General features: G+C 39.9%; 12 protein-coding genes and 3 pseudogenes. 6 read left to right on the top strand and 9 right to left on the bottom strand.

Translation table 11 applies throughout. The features are described from left to right. Positions 1-12 precede the first annotated feature (12 nt). The 5 genes and pseudogenes from F8B77_RS10100 to copI all read left to right on the top strand — a co-directional run bounded on the left by F8B77_RS10100 (position 13) and on the right by copI (position 6,263). Complete coding sequence (locus F8B77_RS10100; RefSeq protein WP_151655244.1) at positions 13-429, top strand: hypothetical protein; 417 nt, start codon at positions 13-15, stop codon at positions 427-429. Between the two features lie 107 nt (positions 430-536). Beyond that, positions 537-1,872 (top strand): annotated as a pseudogene (locus F8B77_RS10095) (TolC family protein). 10 nt (positions 1,873-1,882) lie between these two features. After that, positions 1,883-3,352 (top strand): annotated as a pseudogene (locus F8B77_RS10090) (efflux RND transporter periplasmic adaptor subunit). Then, positions 3,349-5,629 (top strand): annotated as a pseudogene (locus F8B77_RS10085) (efflux RND transporter permease subunit). The pseudogenes F8B77_RS10090 and F8B77_RS10085 overlap by 4 nt, the downstream one beginning before the upstream one ends. Before the next feature lie 91 nt (positions 5,630-5,720). Continuing rightward, positions 5,721-6,263 (top strand): copper-resistant cuproprotein CopI, encoded by a 543-nt coding sequence (gene copI / locus F8B77_RS10080; protein WP_151655243.1) that lies wholly within the window; start codon positions 5,721-5,723, stop codon positions 6,261-6,263. A 76-nt stretch (positions 6,264-6,339) separates the two neighbouring features. Here copI and F8B77_RS10075 read toward each other — a convergent pair whose 3' ends face one another. The 7 genes from F8B77_RS10075 to hutI form a co-directional block, all read right to left on the bottom strand. Beyond that, a complete protein-coding gene (locus tag F8B77_RS10075; protein ID WP_151655242.1) occupies positions 6,340-7,968 on the bottom strand; it encodes a methyl-accepting chemotaxis protein in 1,629 nt (542 codons plus the stop codon). 179 nt (positions 7,969-8,147) lie between these two features. Further along, positions 8,148-8,393: a DUF2164 domain-containing protein gene (locus F8B77_RS10070; RefSeq protein WP_151655241.1), complete on the bottom strand. Its 246-nt coding sequence runs from the start codon at positions 8,391-8,393 to the stop codon at positions 8,148-8,150. A 9-nt stretch (positions 8,394-8,402) separates the two neighbouring features. Then, on the bottom strand, positions 8,403-9,719 hold the full coding sequence (locus F8B77_RS10065) for an MATE family efflux transporter (RefSeq protein WP_151655240.1): 1,317 nt from the start codon (positions 9,717-9,719) through the stop codon (positions 8,403-8,405). A 163-nt stretch (positions 9,720-9,882) separates the two neighbouring features. Then, positions 9,883-11,415: a histidine ammonia-lyase gene (gene hutH / locus F8B77_RS10060; RefSeq protein ID WP_151655239.1), complete on the bottom strand. Its 1,533-nt coding sequence runs from the start codon at positions 11,413-11,415 to the stop codon at positions 9,883-9,885. Between the two features lie 102 nt (positions 11,416-11,517). Beyond that, positions 11,518-13,206, bottom strand: a complete 1,689-nt coding sequence (gene hutU, locus F8B77_RS10055; protein WP_151655238.1) for a urocanate hydratase — start codon at positions 13,204-13,206, stop codon at positions 11,518-11,520. 88 nt (positions 13,207-13,294) lie between these two features. Further along, complete coding sequence (hutG, locus tag F8B77_RS10050) at positions 13,295-14,326, bottom strand: formimidoylglutamase (protein ID WP_151655237.1); 1,032 nt, start codon at positions 14,324-14,326, stop codon at positions 13,295-13,297. Then, complete coding sequence (gene hutI, locus F8B77_RS10045; RefSeq protein WP_151655236.1) at positions 14,316-15,557, bottom strand: imidazolonepropionase; 1,242 nt, start codon at positions 15,555-15,557, stop codon at positions 14,316-14,318. Before hutI ends, hutG begins: the two co-directional genes overlap by 11 nt. Positions 15,558-15,838: 281 nt before the next feature. Here hutI and F8B77_RS10040 point away from each other — a divergent pair, with 281 nt between their 5' ends. Continuing rightward, the gene (locus tag F8B77_RS10040; protein ID WP_151655235.1) at positions 15,839-16,450 is read left to right on the top strand and encodes a class I SAM-dependent methyltransferase; all 612 of its coding nucleotides are present in this window, start codon (positions 15,839-15,841) and stop codon (positions 16,448-16,450) included. 89 nt (positions 16,451-16,539) lie between these two features. On the opposite strand, the gene bamJ is transcribed toward F8B77_RS10040, so the two are convergent. Together bamJ and F8B77_RS10030 are read right to left on the bottom strand one after the other, a co-directional pair. Beyond that, a complete protein-coding gene (gene bamJ, locus F8B77_RS10035) occupies positions 16,540-17,013 on the bottom strand; it encodes a BamJ family beta-barrel-assembly machinery protein (RefSeq protein ID WP_151655234.1) in 474 nt (157 codons plus the stop codon). Between the two features lie 29 nt (positions 17,014-17,042). Beyond that, positions 17,043-17,666, bottom strand: a complete 624-nt coding sequence (locus tag F8B77_RS10030; protein WP_162922489.1) for a thiol:disulfide interchange protein DsbA/DsbL — start codon at positions 17,664-17,666, stop codon at positions 17,043-17,045. Positions 17,667-17,751: the final 85 nt, after the last annotated feature.

The raw sequence follows: 17,751 nt of genomic DNA, 5'->3' as shown, positions 1-17,751 counted from the left end.
TGAATATTTATAGTGTTTTCTTCTTTTTCTAAATGGGTTGTGACAAGCGTTACGCTGATGGCATTAGTGCTATCTAGTGTTGCTTACAGCTACCCAATGAAAATGGAAGGAATGACCTTGAATATGGCAATGCCTCAAAGTCAAATGTCGCCTATGAGTGACAGCATGCCTGAATGCCATTCACCAAAAGAGTCTCAAGGTAGTGATTTGGGATGTGATATGTCATCTATGTCGATGAATAATAATGACCATTGTTCAGAACAGGGTGATAACTGTTGTAACACAATATGTACAGTAGCGGCTTATGCTTTACCAATTGGCTTGAATACTCAAATTAACTCATTAGCTTTTGCTATCAAATATGGTTTTTACAATGAACAACCCCGTTCATTATCATCTCCTTCCTTATATCGACCTCCAATAGCTTAATTCCAATTATATCTATTAAATCAATACGCTAAATAAGCTTTCTTATTTTCCGGTTTAATCATGGCACTGATCTGTCTTTACGATCATGCCGTTATTGGAATGTTTCCATGAAAAATACAGCACGTAAACACTTTACTAAAGTGTGGTTAGCCTCTGCGATCTCGTTAATGATTTCAGATCAAGTGTTGGCAGAAAGTCAGCTAACACAACTTATCGAACAAGCACTCTCTTCTGATGCAAGTAGAGAGCAAATATACGCACAATCTCAAGCACTTCGATCTACAGGTATTGCGAGTTCAACGCTTGCCGATCCTACGCTAAAAGTCGGTTTTGGTGGTTTACCGGTGGACAGTTTTAAATTTGATGAAGACCCTATGACCAATATATCGGTCGGATTAATGCAAAAGTGTGGGCGAGGCTCAAGCTTAGACTTACAACAAAAGCAAACTGGACAACAAGCCGATGTATTAGCAATGCAGGTTCAAGTTCGTGAGTTAGAAGTGGCAAATGCCATTACCCAACTTTGGATTGAGTTGGGATTCTTACAAAAAGCAGAAGCTATTTTACATGAGAATCGTCAACTACTGTCAGAGATGGAAACCTACATTAAGACCAATTATTCGATTGGTAAAAGTGAAAGTCAGGACTTGCTACAAGCTCAGCTTCAATTGAGTCGGCTGGATGAAAAGTTGCAAACGAACCGTCAGTTGCAAGGCCGTATCTATGCACAACTCACAGAATGGTTGCCTAATTTAGCCGAGAAAAAATCGCAAGGTATAAAATCACTAGAGTGGTCGACATTGAATAAATTATTAAATTCAAAGGCAAGTCAAGATACTGAATTTTATGATTTATTGAAGTCGAATCCAACAATAAAAATGAGTGAATTAGCGATAACCGCAACCAAAACCAAAGTGGATATTGCCGATGAATCTTATTCGCCTCAATTTGGTGTAGAAGTAATGTATGCCTATCGTCAAGCGAATGGCATGGGTGGACAACCTGCGTCTGATTTGGTGAGTGCATATGTAACCATGGATCTCCCGCTATTTACCGACAAACGTCAAGACCAAAACTATGCAGCTGCGCAATATCAAGTGGGTGCTGCAAAATCACAACGTGACGTATTACTTCGTCAAATGAACGCAAAAGTTAATTCGCTATTGGTTGATAAATACAATCTTGAGCAGCGTCTTTCTCGTTATAACCATACTTTACTGCCCCAAGCAAAAGATAGAACTCGTGCCGTTGAGCGTGGTTATGAAAATAATACCGCACAATTTAATGATGTGATTTCAGCTGCAAGTGATGAACTGAGCATTGAACTAGAAAAACCACGTTTATTCAGTGATTTAAAGAAAAAATACAGCAACTTAGCTTTTTATCTTAAATGGCTTTGATTATCACGTTTCTGCGCCACAATTTTCGCCGTCAGAGCAGTAAGGAAGAGAAAATGAAACCAGTTAAAATAGCATTACTTTCAATCGTAATTGGTGGCGTTATTGGCGTTTCGGGTATGAGCTTGTACTCAGGGCATGATATGGCGGCGATGACGATGAATAACAGTTCAGAAGTCGGTGCTGAGAAAAGTGAGCCATTTATAATGGGTTGCTCCTATGGATGCAAATTATCGTCGAGATCAGCCAGGTAAATCCCCAATGGGAATGGATTTAGTGCCTGTTTATGCCGATGAAGGACAAGGAGAGAAAGCACTAGCAGGAACGGTAACAATTGATCCAAGCGTGGTTAATAATCTTGGCGTAAAAAGTGCGTTTGTCGAGAAAACGATCTTGTCACCAAATATAGATACCGTCGGTTATATCGCATTTGATGAAAGTCAATTATGGCAAGTCAACGTGCGGGCTGCGGGTTGGGTTGAGAAACTGAATATCAACGCGATTAGTGAAAAAGTAAATAAAGGCGATGTATTATTTACGCTTTACTCTCCAGAGCTTGTAAAAGCACAAGAAGAATTATTAAACGCGTATCGCACTGGCCGCAAAGGATTAGTTTAAGGCGCAAGAGAGTGATTGCATTCTTTTGGTGTTGATATTAAAAAGATTAATTATATTGTTAGACAAGGTAAAGCAAATAAAAACATAGAGATAAAAGCAACATCTAGTGGTGTTATTCCAAGTCTGAATATTCGTGAAGGAGGGTATTTATCGCCTTCTCAGGTTGTGATAAGCGCGGGGCCTTTAGAAGAGGTTTGCTAGATGCAGAAGTTTTTGAGCGTCAGGCACACTGGTTATCGTCAGGCAATAAAGCGGTAATGACACTCGATGCTGTCCCTGGAAAAAAATGGGAAGGCGAAGTTGATTACGTTTATCCGATTTTAGACCAAAAAACACGAACCATGCGTATGCGCTTAAAATTTGATAACCAAGATGGTGCATTAAAGCCCAACATGTTCGCAAACATTACAATTTATCCTAAAACAAAAGAGGAAGTATTGACGATTCCTCGCCAAGCGGTAATACGTTCAAATGGTATGGAACGTGTTGTATTAGATGAAGGAGAAGGTAAATATCGTTCAGTTCGCATCATTGCAGGCCGTGAAGCTGCGAATAAAGTTGAAATCGTTAAGGGATTGAAAGAAAACGATAAAGTTGTTACATCAGATCAATTCTTATTAGATTCTGAATCAAGTAAAACGGCTGAGTTAAGCCGAATTAATGGACCAGAAAACAGTGTTTGGATCTCTGGAAATATCACCATGCTTATGGCTGATTTTGGTATGTTCACCTTTGCTCATAAACCCGTATCACAATGGGATTGGAAAGCGGGTGAAATGAATTTTTCGGTCGATAAAGAGATTGATTTAGTTTCTTTTCGTGAAGGTGAAGCGGTTCAGTTTCTAGTTCAAAAGATAAATGATGAATATCAACTGCTTGAGATAGAGAAAGAAGGGGAATTATTATGATCCCTGCCATTATTCGTTGGTCAATAGAAAATCGATTTTTAGTGTTGGTTGCAACGTTCGCCTTAGTCGTAGCAGGGATTTACAGTGTAAAGAATACGCCAATAGATGCTCTGCCTGATCTTTCTGATGTACAGGTGATCATCAAAACAAGTTACCCAGGACAAGCACCACAAGTGGTGGAAGATCAGGTTACCTATCCGTTAACGACAGCCATGCTTGCGGTTGCGGGAGCTGAAACCGTTCGCGGCTATTCTTTCTTTGGTGACTCGTATGTTTATATTATTTTTAATGATGATACCGACATGTACTGGGCACGTTCGCGTATTTTAGAGTACTTAAGTCAAGTCGCACCTAAGTTACCAGCAGAAGCAAAACCGATATTAGGTCCAGATGCGACAGGTGTGGGCTGGGTTTACAGTTATGTTTTACAAGATAAAACAGGAAAACATGATCTCGCTGAATTACGTAGTTTTCAGGATTGGTTCTTAAAGTATGAATTACAAACCGTTGATGGCGTATCGGAAGTCGCGACCGTTGGCGGAATGGTCAAGCAATATCAGGTTGAAATTGATCCTGATAAGTTACGAGCTTATAACCTAACACTACAGCAAATTAATAAAGCGATTAAAGACGGAAATCAAGAAGCAGGCGCCTCCGTTATTGAAGTAGCAGAAGCTGAGCATATGGTTCGCACTTCAGGTTATATCGCCCGCTACTTAATGTGAGTTTACGTTTTCCTAAAACGGTTTTACTTGTTGCTATCGTTCTTATGGGCTCTGCGTATTATCCGATCTCTAAAATGGGCAGTGAGTTTATTCCGCCATTGGATGAGGGCGATTTAATGTACATGCCAACAACCTATCCAGGGTTCTCAATTGGTAAGGCGAGAGAGTTACTACAACAAACCAATAAACTGATTAAAACCGTTCCTGAAGTTGATACGGTGTGGGGAAAAATTGGTCGAGCGGAAACCGCGACTGATCCGGCACCATTGACCATGATAGAGACGGTTATTCAGTTCAAACCAAAAGATGAATGGCGTGACGGTGTCACAACTGAATCGATCAAGAACGAGCTAGACCAATTGATTCAATTTCCCGGAATTACGAACGCATGGGTAATGCCAATCAAAACGCGTATCGATATGCTGGCGACAGGGATTAAAACACCAATAGGAATAAAGATAGTAGGACCAGATCTTAACGCATTGAAAAGATAGGTGCTGAGTTAGAACCGATTTTAAACAATATCCAAGGAACGACTTCTGTTTACGCAGAGCGTGTTGCTGGTGGTCGCTATGTCACAATAGATATTAAACGTCGCCAAGCAGCTCGATATGGATTGAATATTAAAGATATACAGCAAGTTATTTCAACCGCTGTTGGTGGCATGAATGTAGGTGAAACCATTGAAGGGTTAGAGCGTTATCCGATCAATGTTCGTTATCCACAGTCGTATCGAGATTCTGTCGTTAAATTGCAAAACTTACCGCTTATTACCGCTAATGGCGCTCGAATTGCGTTTGCTGATGTGGCTGATATTCGGTATGAAGATGGTCCACCAATGATCAAAACAGAAAATGCACGTCCTAATGGTTGGGTGTTTGTTGATATTGATGGTCGAGATTTGGGCTCTTATGTTCACGAAGCTCAGCAAGTCGTTCATGAGCAATTAGATTTACCTGCAGGTTATTCATTAGGTTGGTCTGGTCAATATGAATATATGGAACGAGCTAAAGAGCGCTTAACAACGGTAGTTCCCATTACGATTGGCATTATTATGTTGCTTCTTTATCTTAGTTTTAAGCGGATTTCTGAAGTGTTAATTATCCTGGGAACATTACCGTTAGCTATGGTTGGCGGCCTGTGGCTTATGCATATTCTAAACTTTAATTTCTCTATTGCTGTAGGTGTTGGCTTTATTGCTTTAGCTGGTGTTGCGGTTGAAATAGGCGTGATTATGTTGGTGTATTTAAACCAAGCATGGAATGAAAAACAGAATAATGCTTCTGAGAAAAATAACTTGCCGACTCAACAAGACTTAACACAAGCGATTGGTGAGGGGGCGGGTTTACGTGTTCGTCCTGTCATGATGACTGTGCTTACTGTAATTATTGGCCTAATTCCAATTATGTATGGCTCAGGTACGGGATCTGAAGTAATGCAACGAATTGCAGCGCCAATGATTGGTGGAATGGTATCAGCATTGTTACTGACATTAGTTGTTATTCCTGCCGTATTTAAACTCTGGAAACAGCGTCAGTGTCAAAGTGTTTAGCTATAGCACCAATTAACTTAACCTAAAAATATCAATGGCTTATTGTTCTAAGTAATAAGCCAATTAATAAATATCTAAAAAGGAAAATAAAATGAAAAAGACAGTATTAGCAATCGCATTATCATTAGTAGCAAGTTCAGCAATGGCTGAGATGGACCACAGTAAAATGGATCATGGTTCAATGGAAATGGACCATTCAAAAATGAATATGAAAGACATGGATATGAGTAAGATGGAAGGCATGTCTATGAAGGATATGAATGCAGTAGGTATGCCAGCAACAGGTATGAAACCAAACAAAGTCGTACACGTTATCTTATCTGATGATATGAAAATTACATCCAAAAAAGAAGTGACTATTGAACCAAACGATATCGTTCAATTTGTGATAATGAATACAGGTAAGATTGATCATGAGTTTGCGATTGGTAACGAAACTGAGCAGTTAGAACATCGCGAAATGATGAAAAAAATGACATCGGGTCATGCGCATGACAGTGGCAGTACCGTAACCGTTCAGCCTGGGAAAGCAAAACAGATTACATGGCATTTCCATGGTGATAATAACGTAGAGTTTGCGTGTAATATTCCAGGGCATGCAGAAGCAGGAATGGTAAAGAAAGTAACATTATAATGCTATTTGAATGATACGAAAAAGCGGTAAGGTGGGTGGCCTTACCGCTTTTTTATATCAACGCTTTATCTAAAAATTACAACTTAAAGAAAGCCAGTTGTTCTTTTTGTTGCTCAGCTAATCGAGATAATTCATTACTTGCACTCGCACTTTGGCTAATGCCTGTTACATTTTGATTTACAAGCTCAGACATATTCACCACATTACGGTTAATGTCTTGAGTGACTTGAGATTGCTCTTCGGCAGCAGTAGCAACTTGAGTGTTCATGTCATTAATAGCGGTAATTGATTCAGTGATGCTAACTAAAGCATCACCCGCTTTTGCTGTTAACTCTTTATTTAATTCAAGTTTATCAAGACTGGTTTGCATGCTGTCATTAGCTAAGCCTGACTGTTCTTGTAGTGATTCAATAATAGTTTGAATCTCTTTTGTTGACTCTTGAGTACGAGCAGCAAGCAGACGGACTTCATCAGCAACTACGGCAAAACCACGACCTGATTCACCTGCGCGCGCAGCTTCAATGGCAGCATTCAATGCAAGAAGGTTTGTTTGTTCTGAAACACCACGGATTACTTCGACAACATTATTGATTTGTTCCGATTGCTCTTTTAAGCGATTAACAACCACTGCAGCATCGGTTAGTGCATTTGCCATATCTTCGCTTGCTTGATTACTTTGAGTAAAGATATCTAAACCAGAGCGAGCAAGTTCGTTTGTATCACGAGCGGTTCTATCTGCTGACAAGGCGTTATCACTTACATTATCAGCAGTGCTGGATAATTCGTTAACAGCAGAGGCAACTTGTTCAATTTCACTGAGCTCTTTTTGTGAATTTACTTCTGATTCTGTCATTACAGCTGCTAATTCAGTTGATGCTGCTGCAACATCTTCACTGATACGGGATAGTGCTTCAACAGTCGTTTGTAGTTGAGTTGCGGTTGTATTTATGTCTTTGCTTAATTCAGAAATTTCATTATCACCATTAGCGTCAGCGCGAACGGTTAAATCACCTTCTGCTAAGCGACGAATAATAACTTGGATTTTTTTGATAGGGGTAACGATAAGGCCGGATAACCACCACGCACTGATCATTGAAAGGATAAACACTGCTAAAATGCTTAAACCAGCATTAAACTTAACTTGTGTGTTTTTCTTATAACTTTCTTGCATAGCAATATCAGAAAATTTATTTACTTGTTGAGAAAGGCTGTTGATAGACTCAACCATGCGATTGCCGACATCACGATACTGAGAGATTAAATTGCTATAATTTTCATTAACGGTAGCGCCACTTTCTTTTTTGTTTAAGTAATTAACAACTTTATGTGAAAACTGAACGTAATCATTAATATTAGAGCGGACTTGTTTTACGTCACGAGCGAATGTTTTTCTTTCTTCCATTTCATCAAGCAAAGCATTAATGCTACTTACTTTACTTTGTAGCTCGTTTGTAAAGTTGTCACGACGACTTGTATCATAAATAGCATAAATAGCACCTATACGTAACGGATAAACGATATCATCGACTTTAGCAAGTTGGTCTTTGTAAAATACAAAAGAATTAGTGTTGCTTGCAATGATGTTTTGTTCTTCTTCCAAGATAGAAGCAGTAAAACCTAGAGAAATAAATAAGGCTAGAGCAGTAAGGATGACGGGTAATAATATTTGAATACGTATCGACGTATTTTTTAAAGAAAATTGCATTTAAGCCTCTTATTTTTGAGAAAAAAGTAAATTGTGTAATATTTACGTCATGTTTCGCAAATTTTAGACCTTTGTCACGGTTTTGTCGATAGTGATTGTAACAAGTTGTGATTTTTTTGTCTTTAATCATTGATGTATCAGTTAAGTATTTGTTCTAAATTCAATGTTTATTAATGATATTAATTTTCAATCATTTCAATTTCATAGATTTCATCTGCAATATCTTGTGTTTTACGTTCTATAATGGTTTGAGCGTCGGCTAATCCTTGGTTATAAAAGACAGGACCGGTTTGCTTAATTATAAAGTCCAATAAGAACTCTCCGTCAAATTGACCAAGCTCAGTATCTAGTTCTTGTTCAAAATAGTGTTGAAATTTTTGTACTAACTCATCTCGTTTGTTTTTTGGTAATGTAATTGTAGTCATGACATATCCTTAATATTCGCTATTATCTTGAAGTTTATTTATTGCTTGAGCGTACATTATCCAAGCCATTATTCCTGCCATTGTATTACCAATCAATGCACCCATGAAAACACCATTCAATCCAAATAATGTAGAACCTAGCCATATCATAGGTAAAAAGCAGACGAATAATCTAAGTATCGAAATAGTGAGCGCTCGCATTGATATACCTAACGCATTACAAACGGAAACCATCAGCATGCAAATACCTAAAGAGCCAAGGCTGACAGGCACCCACATAAGATAAGATTGAATAACGGCAATTACATTGGTGTCCGCACTTAATAAATTAGCTAATGGTTTGGCAATTACAAACAATAAGACAGCGAGGCTGATTTGCCAAACTAAGAGAAATTTAGCTGCAATTTTGATTAGCTTTTGAATTTCCCCAAATTGTTTGGCACCAAGCATTTTTCCAACCATTGGTGGAGTTGACATGGTTAAAGCAAGGACTATCACAATAGCAAAAAACTCGATACGAGAAGCCATAGCCCAACCTGCAACAGCTGCCGCGCCAAAACCGGCGATAATTTTCGTTGCCATCATAGAAGAAAGGGGTGGTAGAAGTTGGCTCATCATTGCTGGGGCCATTACTGCGTTTAGCTCTTTAATGGATTGCAGGATGTTGAGATCGTGCCATGAAAAAGAGATCCAATTACGCTTAAAAATAGGGGGTAGAATGATACAAAAACCAATAGTGAAAGAGACTATCGTTGCCCAAGCTGCACCGTTTAAGCCTAAGTTAAATTGAAAGATGAAAATAGGATCAAGGATCATATTTAAGATACTGGTTGCCATCATCATTAAGCCCGGCAGTTTAGTATCACCATTGGCACGACACACACTGTAAGCAAAATAGATCATAGCTCCTGCCCAGCAACTTGCTAACCATACTGGCCAATAACTATCGATTATGGGAAATACATTGGCTTCTGCGCCGAGTAGGTCAAGTAATAAACCTCGAGAGAACCAAATGAGCAGACACATGATGAATACCATTGCGGCGCCCAGCGAGAGAACTAATCCAGCAAGTTGCTTGGCTTTTTTTATTTGTTGAGCGCCTAATACTCGCGCGATTACAGCGGTTGTCGCAATGCCTAATCCAACTTGTAAACCAATGATGACCATCTGTAATGGCATAGTAAAGCCTTGGGCAGCAAGAGGAAGTATGCCCAATTGGCCGATAAAGGCACTATCGACAAGTTGAAAGCTCATTAAAGAAAGAACACCAAACGTCATTGGCCATGTCATATGAAAAAGTTGTTTTGAGAGAGAAGGACTTGGCATGATTAAAGGGTGCTCTAAAAGTATTGGTCGGCTATTGTACTGATTATAGAGCAAGACTCAAATGCATGAGCGAGAATAGAAGAAGAGTTTGTGCCATAGCCGTATTTTCTTAATCATAAATCAAGAAGCTACGGCTATATTTTTTGAGGGATTTCTACAGTTTTTAGATACTAGGAAGTAAGGACTCAGGCATTAGCGCATTATATTTTGCTTCAAGTAATAAGGTATTTGCTTTAGCTATATCTGGCGCAAAGTAACGGTCTTTATCATAAAAATCGACACGTTCACGCAGCATGTTTTTGGCATCTTCAATACGTTCTGAACTCTTATTTGGTGCTCTAAAGTCTAGACCTTGTGCAGATGCCAATAGTTCTACGGCTAATATACCACGTGTATTCTCTGCCATATCTCCTAAGCGACGGCCGGCAAAGGTAGCCATTGATACGTGATCTTCTTGATTTGCAGACGTCGGTAAGCTATCAACAGAGGCTGGATGAGCAAGACTTTTGTTTTCACTTGCCAATGCGGCAGCAGTAACTTGAGCAATCATAAAACCTGAATTTACACCGCCGTTATCAACTAAAAATGGAGGAAGTTTACTTAAACAGCTGTCGATAAGAAGCGCCATTCGACGCTCCGATAAACTGCCTATTTCAGCAATGGCGAGAGCAAGATTATCAGCGGCCATAGCAACCGGTTCAGCATGAAAATTACCGCCAGAGATAATGTCACCATCATCGGCAAAGACTAATGGATTATCTGACACTGAGTTCGCTTCGACTTCTAGTGTGTCTGCCGAATTTCTTATCTGCTGTAAACAAGCACCCATCACTTGGGGTTGGCAGCGTAATGAATAGGGGTCTTGTACTCGTTCACAGCATTGATGAGAAAGACCAATCTCACTATTTTGACCTAATAAATGACGATAACCTAAAGCGGCATCCATTTGGCTGCGATGACCACGCACACGGTGAATTCGTGGATCAAACGGCTTACGGCTGCCAAGTGCGGCTTCTACAGACATGGCACCACATACGGTGGCTGCAGCATAAAGATCTTCAGCCGCAAATAAGCCTTCTAAAGCAAAGGCAGTAGAGGCCTGAGTTCCGTTGAGAAGTGCTAATCCTTCTTTTGGTGCGAGTGTTATTGGAGTTAATCCTGCTATTTCTAAGGCTTTTAGTCCTGAAATCACTTCGCCTTTATAACGAGCTTCCCCTTCGCCTAGCAAAACGGTACTCATGTGCGCTAAAGGAGCAAGATCACCAGAAGCACCCACAGATCCTTTTTTAGGAATGCACGGATAAACCTCTGAATTGACCAATTGTATTAATGCATTAACGACGGATGGGCGAATACCAGAATAACCACGCGAAAGACTGTTTACTTTAAGCACAATCATTAAGCGCACGGTGGCATCATTCATGAACTCACCGATGCCAGCAGCATGGGAGAGAACAATACTACGCTGTAGAGTTTCTAAATCTTCTTCAGCAATTCGAGTGTTTGCCAACAGGCCAAAACCAGTGTTAATGCCATAGACGGTTTTATCTTCACGGATCACTTGAGCAACCACTTCGGCACTGGTCAGCATATCGGGCAATGCATCTGGACTTAATGATAGCTGAGTAGGCTGGCGGCTCACTTCACGTAATTGTTTTAGAGATAACTTGCCTGGAATAATTTCTAATGAATACATAGTTCGTTTCTCGTTATGGTTGTGATACCAACTCGTGTTGCTAGGTTGGTATTCTTTATAATTATTTTTAAAACTGAAATGTAGAGTTTATGTCTGTTGCTTTTATTCAGATAACATTGGCAAATCTAAGCCTTGTTCTTTGGCGCAATTAATTGCAATGTCATAACCCGCATCTGCATGACGCATGACACCGGTGGCTGGATCATTGTGAAGTACTCGACCAACACGCTCTGCCGCATCATCACTGCCGTCACATACAATCACCATGCCTGAATGTTGAGAGAACCCCATGCCTACACCACCGCCGTGATGCAGAGATACCCAAGTAGCGCCCGAAGCTGTATTTAATAGGGCATTTAATAGTGGCCAATCAGATACCGCGTCAGATCCATCCATCATGCCTTCGGTTTCACGGTTTGGACTGGCAACCGAGCCTGAATCAAGATGATCTCGACCAATGACAATCGGTGCTTTTAGCTCTCCATTTTTTACCATTTCATTAAAGGCTTTACCGAGACGAGCACGATCTTTTAAGCCAACCCAACAAATACGTGCTGGTAATCCTTGGAATTGAATACGCTCACGCGCCATATCAAGCCAGTTGTGCAGATGTGGATTATCAGGAATGAGTTCTTTTACTTTTTGATCGGTCTTATAGATGTCTTCTGGATCGCCAGAAAGTGCCGCCCAACGGAAAGGCCCAATCCCTTCACAAAATAGCGGACGAATATAAGCCGGTACAAAGCCCGGAAAATCAAAGGCATTAGCGATACCTTCTTCTAAGGCCATTTGACGAATATTATTACCGTAATCGACAGTTGCAGAGCCTGCTTTTTGTAAATCCAGCATGGCTTGAACTTGAATTGCCATTGATCTTTTAGCCGCTGATACGACTACTGATTCATCTTTTAAACGCATTTCAGCAGCATGTTCCATTGACCAACCTTGCGGAAGATAGCCGTTGAGAGGATCGTGTGCAGAGGTTTGATCGGTTGTTATATCAGGCACAATGCCGCGTTGAACAATTTCTGCATAAACGTCAGCGGCATTTCCCAGTAAACCTACTGATATTGGTGTTTCTGTCTGTTTTGCGTCTTCAATAATGGCAAGGGCTTCATCTAATGTGGTGGCTTTACGATCGACATACCCAGTACGGAGACGATAATCGATACGAGACTCATCACACTCCACCGCAAGCATTGAAAATCCAGCCATAGTTGCCGCAAGCGGTTGTGCGCCACCCATACCGCCAAGCCCACCAGTAAGAACCCAACGTCCTTGTGCCTTGCCATTAAAATGTTGCTTTGCCATTGCAACAAAGGTTTCGTAAGTCCCTTGAACGATACCTTGAGATCCAATGTAGATCCAACTACCAGCGGTCATTTGACCGTACATCATCAAACCTTGCTTATCTAACTCATTAAAGTGTTCCCAATTTGCCCAGTGAGGAACCAAATTTGAATTGGCAATTAATACGCGTGGGGCATTAGTGTGAGTTTTAAACACACCAACAGGTTTTCCTGATTGCACCATCAAGGTTTCATCGTCTTCAAGGCGAGTCAGCACTTCTACAATTTTGTCGTAGCATTGCCAATTTCGTGCGGCACGACCAATACCACCATACACAACCAGAGCATGAGGGTGCTCTGCTACATCAGGATGTAAGTTATTCATTAACATACGAAGTGGGGCTTCGGTTAGCCAAGATTTAGCGGTGAGTGTTGTACCTGTTGGGGCAATAATAGTACGAGTCTCATCCAATCTAGGGTTAGATGGCGATGCATGTGTCATTGTTGCTCTCCTTGCGAGTTAATAGTATTGGTGACTGGTTTTGAATATTAAAAGTGCCTGTGAATTACTCGCTCTGAAAATAAAAGTATTAGGCTTTCATTCCATGAGCAATGGTCCAAGCGAGTCTTGCAGCTAAGCGTGCTGTTTGATTATCAATATCAAAATTAGGGTTAAACTCAGCCATATCAGCCAAGAGTAATTTGGGAATACCTTCAGGGTTTTTAGCTGTCAAAATATCAAAAATAAGAGGCTCAATGATCTCAAGCGGAACCCCACGAACAGCAGGTGCGCTCACTCCGGGAGCCGTCGATGCAGGAAAAACATCGATATCTATCGTGAGATAAAGGTAGTCATTTTGGTCAATAAAATTGGATAAACCCCGTTGGATTGTCGGGAAGTTAGCGAGTGTCATTTCAGTATCATCAAAATAGAGTACATCGAGATCATCTGCCTTTTTGTAAAGGGCTTGAGTATTACTTCCTCGGTTTAATCCTAAGCAGGCGTAATTAAATGGCCACCCATTCGTTTTACAATATTGAGCGATTTGATGAAAAGGAGTGCCTGAACTGCCAAGCTGCTGTTCTGATGGTCCTTCAGATAGTTGCTCTTTTTGTGGTGGATTTCGTAGATCAAAATGTGCATCAAAGTTAATAATACCAATGCGTGGTGGCGTTTTTTGTTGGTTTGATTCAGTGATATTTTTTAAATGACGCGCAATACCTTGAAAAGAACCCCATGCAACTTCATGACCGCCACCAAAAACAATCACTTGGTTATGGTTAGCAAGGGCATGTTCAACACTATCACCAAGTTGATGCTGTGCTATTTCAAGTTCTGCGTCATTACAGCAGACATCACCCCCCTCAAAAATAGCTTTATTATGATGCCAAGATAAATTGGCTAAGGCGCGTCGAATGATTTGTGGAGCAGAATAAGCACCAATACGACCTTTGTTACGATAAACACCTTCATCACAAGCAAAACCAAGTAACATGATCCCATCTGTACTTGAACTCGTTGCTGCTGTAATTTTTTGATGCCAACGTAAACCGAGTTCACCATCTTCAAGATCGACTCTGCCTGTCCAACTTGCCATGTCGATTAAGGTATTATTTTTCATAAGTGTCCCTATTATAAAAAACGTTACCATCAACCACCCGTGCAATAAGATCGGGAACGCCTAATCGATAGGAGAGTTCAGCAGGAGAGTCCAATTGCCAAAGTGCAAAATCGGCATCCATACCCACTTCAATCGTTCCGCGTGAGGCTTGCAATCCAAGAGCTTGAGCAGCATTGCAAGTTACGCCCCGTAAGGATTCTTCAGGTGTTAATTTAAATAAAGTGCAAGCCATATTCATCATGGTTCGAAGCGAAGCTATAGGTGACGTACCGGGGTTGAAATCAGTGGCAATGGCCATTGGAACTTGATGTTTACGCAGCAATTCAATCGGTGGGAGTTTGGTTTCTCGCAAGAAATAAAAGGCACCAGGTAAAAGAGTTGCTACGGTATTATTCTGTGCTAATGCTTTGACCCCATCTTCATCAAGGTATTCAACATGATCAACTGAAGAGGCGCCCATTGAAGCGGCTAATGCACTGCCGCCAAGATTCGATAACTGCTCAGTATGGCCTTTGATTTTTAGACCGTGCTCTAATGCAGCATTGAATACCCGCTCACACTGTTTAATCGAAAACCCAATCCCTTCACAGAAGACATCAACATGATCCGCTAACTCTAATTTAGCAACGCGAGGAATAATGGTGTCACAAATTAAGCGAATGTAATCATCAGGACGATCTTTATATTCAGGAGGAAGGGCATGAGCAGCAAGCAGAGTGGCAGAGACTTTTATATCTGGTAATTCAGCAATGCGTTTGGCGACTCTAAGCATTTTGATTTCATCATCAAGCGTTAAGCCATAGCCTGATTTAATCTCCACTGTAGTGACACCGTCACGTTTTAAGCCTTCTAAGCGTTGTAATGCTGAATGATAAAGCTCATCTTCTGTTGCTTCACGAGTGGCATAGACGGTAGATAAAATGCCGCCCCCTTGTTTTGCAATTTCTTCGTAAGGTACGCCTTGTAATCGTTGCTCAAATTCATTAGCTCGATTACCTGCAAAAACAAGGTGAGTGTGGCAATCAATTAAGCCAGGAGTGACTAAAGCATTCGCACAATCAGTGACATCAGGATGTCCATGTAAAATTTCAGAGCAAGGTTTACCGACATATTCAATCTTGCCATTGGCCACGCCGATCATAACGTTTTTGATTACTCGATAGCCGTCATTGGTATTGGGCGAATTAGCCTTTAATGTAACAAGATTCAGATTGGTAAAAATTCTATCCATGATTATCTGCCTATGTAAATTAACGGACAAGTTAATATGTATATGCAAATAGATAATCTTTTTTATAGGTTAAATCAAGATGGAGTGTAATGGAGTTGTGATCAAAAGAGCAATTATTGACTATTAAATATCCAACATTGAGAAGATATTACGGTTAAGATGGGTTCTAATCATTAAATGATATTTATACGAGTAGCTAACGATAAGTAGATGAAAACTAGAATTATCAAGAGTACACTTCAAGCCGTATAATTCTAAGAATAAAATGGTAAAAACAACATATGCACTTATTAGATAGATTGAGTATTCGTCTTTATCATGATGAAAGACTGAAGCAATATGCAGGTGATCATGCCAGATCATTAGGTTGGAATTCGACTGAATCTCAATTTATACGTTTTAAAACCATAGCTCAAGCTGTTAATTTTGATGGCAAACGAGTATTGGATTTAGGTTGTGGTTATGGTGATTTTAAAACCTTTCTTGATATGAGTTGCTGTGTAGAGTCTTATACCGGTGTTGATCAGCAAGGGAGTTTCGTTAAACAAGCAAAAAAACATTTTGAGCATCAACATAATTGCGCGTTTATTAAAGGGGATTTTTCATCAACTAAGTTACCAACAGCGGATATTGTGGTGGCAAGTGGTTCTCTTAATTATCGAGCTCGTAACAAAACCTATCATGCAAAAGTAATTAGAACTATGTATGAGAAGGCAGAAGAGGCCGTTGTTTTTAATTTATTAAACCGCCATTATTTTAAAGAAACCAATTTACTAGAAGCACATGATCCGCAGCAGGTGCTTAGTTATTGTTTAAGCTTATGCCCAAATTGTGAATTGATAGATGACTATGCAGATGAAGATTTTACAATCGTGATGCGTAAATTAAATTAGGTTTATCGACAGTTAGAAACAAAAAATGGCGGATCAAATTGATTCGCCATTTTTATTATATGATATTGAAGCTTTACGATGATAAATGATTATTTAAAATCTAATAGCTCAACTTCAAAAATCAGTACTGAACCTGGCTGAATAGAGCCTGCAGAACGGTTACCGTAAGCTAAATTGCTAGGAATAAAGAAACGCATCTTTTGACCAACTACCATCAGTTGAACACCTTCTGTCCAGCCTTTGATTACTTGACCTAAACCAAATTGAATCGGCTCACCGCGCTCAACTGAGCTATCAAATACGTTACCATCGATAGTGGTGCCGTGGTAATGAACTTTAACTTTGCTCTTCGCTGTAGGATGCTCAGTACCTGTACCTTCTTCAAGTACAAGATATTGAAGACCAGATGCAGTTGTTTGAACACCTTCTTTGGTTGCATTTTCAGCTAAAAATGCGTTTCCAATTTCAATGTTCTCTTTTGCTGCTTTTGGGTTATTTACAAAGTGTTGAAACAGCATATAACCAACAACGATAAGCGCAATGGTAATGATAATTTTAGTCACGTTATTTCCTTATATTGGTATTAAATCAATTATTTTTCTAGTAGGTAACGAATAGTTTCAGCGATTTTCTTAGGGTCATCATGACCACCAATTAATACGTTGTATTTACCGTTAACAACAAAAGTAGGAACAGAGCTAATACCTGATTGCTCAGAAAGCATCTTAGCATTATCTACTTTTTGAATAAGAATATCACGTTGCTCTTCATTAAAGTCGTAAGGGCTTGTTAAACCACGAGATGTGAACGCTTTTGCATAGGCTTCTTGTTGTTGAGTAAGCGTTGTACCTTCGCCCATTTGGGTTGCAGCAAATAAGTCTTCCATAAAGGCGTGATCAGGAGTGCCATCTACTTGCATTTCTGCAGCGTAGTAGAACATAGCAGCAACATGAGCTGATTGATTAAATGTGATGTGCATTTTATCGATATCAGTGCCTGCTTCTTGGCTGATCACAGGTAAAAAGTTTTCCATGTTACGGCAGTGACCACAAGATAGGGCAAAAACTTCAGTTACTGGTGCAATTGAATCTGTAGGTAATGTGGTAGAAAGTACTTCATATTGAACGCCTTCTTTTGGTTCGTTAGTATCGCCACATGCTGTTAAAAAAAGAGCGGAAGAAAGAACAAGTAACAATGGTTTGATAATGGATTTCATGTGAATTCTCATAGGTTATTATTTCGAGTGAAAATAGCATGATTTTAAAAAAGTAGAAATAAAATAGGACAACAATTGTTGTCCT

It is taken from the genome of Aliivibrio finisterrensis, from assembly GCF_008933155.1.
Classification (GTDB): domain Bacteria; phylum Pseudomonadota; class Gammaproteobacteria; order Enterobacterales; family Vibrionaceae; genus Aliivibrio; species Aliivibrio finisterrensis.
Note: the sequence above shows the minus strand (reverse complement) of the source record. Positions and strands in the feature narration are given on the sequence as shown.

Bases quoted from the DNA above. Each gene is read 5' to 3' on its own strand.
- hutH (WP_151655239.1), bottom strand. From the start codon at position 11,415: ATGTATTCATTAGAAATTATTCCAGGCAAGTTATCTCTAAAACAATTA.
- F8B77_RS10065 (WP_151655240.1), bottom strand. From the start codon at position 9,719: ATGCCAAGTCCTTCTCTCTCAAAACAACTTTTTCATATGACATGGCCA.
- F8B77_RS10075 (WP_151655242.1), bottom strand. From the start codon at position 7,968: ATGCAATTTTCTTTAAAAAATACGTCGATACGTATTCAAATATTATTA.
- F8B77_RS10070 (WP_151655241.1), bottom strand. From the start codon at position 8,393: ATGACTACAATTACATTACCAAAAAACAAACGAGATGAGTTAGTACAA.
- hutU (WP_151655238.1), bottom strand. From the start codon at position 13,206: ATGACACATGCATCGCCATCTAACCCTAGATTGGATGAGACTCGTACT.
- hutI (WP_151655236.1), bottom strand. From the start codon at position 15,557: ATGGATAGAATTTTTACCAATCTGAATCTTGTTACATTAAAGGCTAAT.
- hutG (WP_151655237.1), bottom strand. From the start codon at position 14,326: ATGAAAAATAATACCTTAATCGACATGGCAAGTTGGACAGGCAGAGTC.
- F8B77_RS10030 (WP_162922489.1), bottom strand. From the start codon at position 17,666: ATGAAATCCATTATCAAACCATTGTTACTTGTTCTTTCTTCCGCTCTT.
- copI (WP_151655243.1), top strand. From the start codon at position 5,721: ATGAAAAAGACAGTATTAGCAATCGCATTATCATTAGTAGCAAGTTCA.
- F8B77_RS10040 (WP_151655235.1), top strand. From the start codon at position 15,839: ATGCACTTATTAGATAGATTGAGTATTCGTCTTTATCATGATGAAAGA.